The organism is Acinetobacter sp. P8-3-8 (genome assembly GCF_000214135.1).
Classification (GTDB): Bacteria; Pseudomonadota; Gammaproteobacteria; order Pseudomonadales; family Moraxellaceae; genus Acinetobacter.
In genome coordinates, this window is record NZ_AFIE01000120.1 from 1 (window position 1) to 1,463 (window position 1,463).

Annotated in this window: 1 protein-coding gene; it reads left to right on the top strand. The window is 28.1% G+C overall.

From position 1 onward, the window contains the following. Positions 1 to 274 (top strand): hypothetical protein (locus GGG_RS21480; RefSeq protein ID WP_010117900.1); only part of this gene is annotated, 274 nt, incomplete at its 5' end. Positions 275 to 1,463 lie beyond the last annotated feature (1,189 nt).

Consider the following 1,463-nt stretch of genomic DNA (forward strand, 5'->3'; position numbering starts at 1 on the left):
AGTCTGTCAAAAAGATTTAAAATTGTACGATTCATTTGTAGAGTTTATTACCAAAATATATTCGGACGTAGAATCCTACTTAGATATAGAAAAATCAAGTTCAAGTGATTTTGATAAAAAAATAGGGACTGAAGTTAAAATAAAATATTATAAAATTAGTAATAAAAAAGCAGATTCAAAGCATCATCTGATACAAAAAATTGTACTACAAAGTATCTTTTTTAAGATGAAATGCCTTGGAGTACCTTCCCTGGGTCAAAAGAAAATGGTCTAAAATGTTTTACCGGAGAAGTAGGGGGCTACAGTTTTTTTATATTAAAAAAATATATAAAAAACATCGGTATATAACTTTAGGTAATTCATGTTTGATTATTTTTTCATTATTTATGTAAATTTCTTCTTTTTTTTTGGTCAAAAAAGGACACTTAGCGCGAGGTGTACACTCTGTGAGGTTGATTTTTGATAATTTTTTTCTTGAGAATAACCTGGATAGGCTAGATGAGAGATTATCAAAAAAAATACTCAATAAACAAAAGATTTTGTATGACTCGCAGGAGAAAATAAGATTAAATTTAATTGTATTTTTTTATTATTCTTGTAAATTTATTCGGATATTATTTTTTAAATTTAATCTATAAAATATAAAATTATATATAAGGTAAATTTTATAGACTAGTGAGTTAATATAAATTATTTACCCTATAAATTGATTTGTTTTATTCTGTAAAATAGGGAAATTAGTTTTTATTTTTTATAAATAAAAAATTAAATTTTGCTAGATTTATAATATTAAATACAGCATAGAAAACTTGGTTGTGTTTTTGGTTTGATTTTATAAGCTAATTTTTAAATAGCCTAAGCAAATATATTTCAGAAAAATAGCCCAAGCCTTTGCTTTTTAAAACTGCTGTTTTACAAAGCAAAGGCTTGGGAGTCCACCAATATGATTATTTTTAGATTTTAATGAGATACCAAAAAATGGAGAAGATAAATTAATTAGCTTAGGTAATCCTTCTATAAGTATGCAGCATAGATTTTGAGCTAAACACGGATCCTTGTATGTAGGTAAAATACAGGGATTTTTTCGGCTAAAATTTTGAAAAAATTAAGCCAGCATTCAATTTTAAAATATCACTAAAAAATGAATAAAAAATTCTAATTTGGTTTGACCAAAGAAAAAGATACCCATATGATAATTACGTTACAGCAAAATCTGTAATCGGGCGTGGAAACCTGAAAATTACTACAGAAGCATTAAAACCGCTTTAGCGGTTTTTTGTGCTTATTATGCTTAGTTTGCCATTATGGTAGGCCAGGCAGGGCAGTCTATGACTGGCCGTCTTCTGTAGTGCGGTATTTCCACCCCTGTTTGGTCTACCTCCATCTCGTGGAAAAGATGGTTGTAGATAGTGAACTCTAAACTACAGGTACTAAACATGAAGATTTTATTATCTAATCCCCCC